This is a genomic window from Halomonas sp. BC2 (assembly GCF_002078115.1).
Lineage (GTDB): Bacteria > Pseudomonadota > Gammaproteobacteria > Pseudomonadales > Halomonadaceae > Vreelandella > Vreelandella stevensii.
This window is the reverse complement of sequence record NZ_LFGT01000029.1, coordinates 87,193-89,726: the sequence shown is the minus strand read 5'-3', so window position 1 is coordinate 89,726 and position 2,534 is coordinate 87,193. Positions and strand designations below refer to the sequence as shown.

Sequence of the window (2,534 nt, the reverse complement as noted above, 5' to 3'; positions counted from 1 at the left end):
TGTTCGATAACCACTTTTCCAGGCGCAGCACACGACTGATCCAAGCGTTGAAGTGTCGCCACCAGCCTCCGGGCTCTTCACTCAGCACCGCCAGTTGCCCTTCCTGCTGCCACTGCCAGACCAGCTGCCCTTGCGCATCCAGCGACACCTTCAGCGCTTGCCAGGCAGAGGCGTCAGCCTGATGATTCACGCGCAGCTTCCGCTTGCTGCTTCTGGCGGCGTTTGGCCCGATACCAGCGCAGCGTGGCAATGGTCAGCGCCACGCCCACCATGGCCGCCAGCACGCCCCCCTGCCAGGGCCGGGCGGCGTCGCCCATCACGGTTTCCAGAGTGATAATGAGCGTTAGCCCCAACGCCTGAGAGCCAATCGCCAGGGCGCGCAGGCGGTCAAAGGAAGTTTGCGACATCGACCTCTCCGTGATGTGTTGCATGCATGATATGGTGAATCAGTGTACCTGCTTACGGACAAACTGATGAATGCCATTGCACTTGGCCCGCTGCTGATCTCGACGCCACGCCTCTACGCCCTGGGTGTAGCGCTCATTTTGCTGGTGAGCAGCCGTTATCTGCTGGGGCTGAGTACCCAGCAGCACACGCGCTGGTTCAACGGCTTGCTGCTGGTATGGCTGGTCGGCGCCCGTGCCGTGTTCGTCATTCTACACTGGGAGAGCTACAGTCAGGCGCCACTGGATATCCTCAAGCTGTGGCAGCCGGGTTTCAATGCCCTTGGCGGCCTGGTAGCGGGCCTGATATGGACCGCCTGGGTACTGCGTGAACGGCTGCTGGCCATGCTTGGCGGCCTGGCCATGACCGTGGGCGCGGCCAGCCTGTGGCTGGTCCTGGTCACTCTGGCACCGCTGGGGCCCACCTTTGCGGTGGCCTCCGTGCCGGACATCACCCTGGAAGACCTGGACGGCAACCCGGTGAATCTGGCCTCCCTCGATACGCAAGGTGACCTGCTGATGGTCAACCTGTGGGCCACCTGGTGCCCACCCTGCCTCCGCGAAATGCCGCTGCTGGAAGCCGCGGACCAGCGGGAGGGTGTCAGCGTGGTGGTGGTCAACCAGGGCGAAGACCTGCTGCCCATCGTGCGCTACCTGGATGAACAGCAGCTGGTGTTTCGTCATACACTGCGCGACCCTCGGCAGCTGCTGATGGCCGAATTCGCAGCCCCCGGCCTGCCCACGACCGTATTGTTCGACGCCCAAGGGCAAACACTGGACGTGCATGTCGGTGAACTCACCCGCGCTCACCTGGAGCGCTGGCTGAACGATTGACCATGATAGCCCTTAATCCCCTCGCTGCTTTGCGTTAGAATCCCCCGCCCTGTCTGCCACCGAGGCCCATTCCCGGTGGCGAGCGACCCGATTTTGACGACTTCCTCGAGGCATCATGAGCGATTTTTCTCCCGGCCAGCGCTGGATTAGCGACGGTGAGGCCGAGCTTGGGCTTGGCACCGTGCTTAACTGCGACGCCCGTAGCGTTACCATCTTGTTCAGTGCCAGCCAGGAAACCCGCACCTACAACACCCGCCAGGCGCCCCTCACCCGAGTCATGTTCGGCAGCGGTGACCGGGTCCTGTCAGCCGACGGCTGGCAGATGATCGTGGACGACAGCAAAGAGAGCCGTGGCTTGATCACCTACATCGGTGAAGACAGCGACGGCAACCTGCGCGAACTGCCAGAAGCACGCCTGGCCGACACCATGCAGTTCGACCAGGCCCGTGACCGCTTGCTGACCGGCCAGGTGGACCGCAACGACTGGTTCGACCTGCGTTTTCGTACCCTGCATCACTTTCAGCGTATCGAACAGCACAGCGCCCTGGGGTTTGCCGGGCCGCGCATCGACCTGATTCCCCATCAGCTCTATATCGCCGACGAAGTCGCACGCCGCCACGCCCCCAGGGTGCTGCTGGCCGATGAAGTGGGGCTTGGCAAGACCATTGAAGCAGGTTTGATCCTCCACCGCCTGCTGCTGGCAGGCCGCGTAGAGCGCGCGCTGATTCTGGTACCCGACAGCCTGACCCACCAGTGGCTGGTGGAGCTGTTGCGCCGCTTCTCGCTGACCGTCACGCTGCTCGACGAGCATCAGAGCCAGGCCCACGGCAGCGCCAATCCGTTCGAGAGCGCCCAGCTGGTGCTGGCCAGCCAGGGCTGGCTGTTTGCCAATCGTCACCGTCAGGAACAGGCCCTGTCCAGCCGTTTCGACCTGCTGATCGTCGACGAAGCGCATCACCTGGATTGGCATCCGGAGACCAGCGGCCCCGGCTACCTGTGCGTGGAGCAGCTGGCCGCCGAGATCCCCGGCCTGCTGCTGCTCACCGCCACCCCCGAGCAGATGGGCCAGGAGAGCCACTTTGCGCGGCTACGCCTGCTGGACCCGGAGCGCTACCACGACATCGAGCGCTTCAAGGACGAAGAGCAGCACTACGTCGCCGTGGCCAGCGCCATCGATGCGCTGGAGGAACTGCCCCAGACACCCAGCGCCCGCGAGCGCGTGGCCACCATCGCCGACGACCGCGACAGCCAGGCCCT

4 protein-coding genes are annotated in these 2,534 nt (G+C 64.0%); 2 read left to right on the top strand and 2 right to left on the bottom strand.

Annotated elements, in window-relative coordinates; genetic code table 11:
- Together B7L71_RS17395 and B7L71_RS16540 are read right to left on the bottom strand one after the other, a co-directional pair.
- The coding region (locus B7L71_RS17395; RefSeq protein WP_170919522.1) for a hypothetical protein at positions 1 to 190 on the bottom strand (190 nt) is incomplete at its 3' end.
- The gene (locus tag B7L71_RS16540) at positions 174 to 407 is read right to left on the bottom strand and encodes a hypothetical protein (protein ID WP_016915758.1); all 234 of its coding nucleotides are present in this window, start codon (positions 405 to 407) and stop codon (positions 174 to 176) included. The genes B7L71_RS17395 and B7L71_RS16540, both read right to left, overlap by 17 nt.
- 66 nt (positions 408 to 473) lie before the next feature.
- On the opposite strand from B7L71_RS16540, the gene B7L71_RS16535 reads away from it, so the two are divergent.
- Positions 474 to 1,277, top strand: coding sequence for a TlpA disulfide reductase family protein (locus B7L71_RS16535; RefSeq protein ID WP_081139268.1), 804 nt, complete (start codon positions 474 to 476; stop codon positions 1,275 to 1,277).
- A gap of 115 nt (positions 1,278 to 1,392) precedes the next feature.
- A partial coding sequence (locus B7L71_RS16530; RefSeq protein WP_170919526.1) for an SNF2-related protein occupies positions 1,393 to 2,534 on the top strand: 1,142 nt, incomplete at its 3' end.

What these genes read in the sequence shown, in the direction of transcription:
- B7L71_RS16540 (WP_016915758.1), bottom strand. Translation starts at nt 407, where the DNA reads ATGTCGCAAACTTCCTTTGACCGCCTGCGCGCCCTGGCGATTGGCTCT.
- B7L71_RS16535 (WP_081139268.1), top strand. Translation starts at nt 474, where the DNA reads ATGAATGCCATTGCACTTGGCCCGCTGCTGATCTCGACGCCACGCCTC.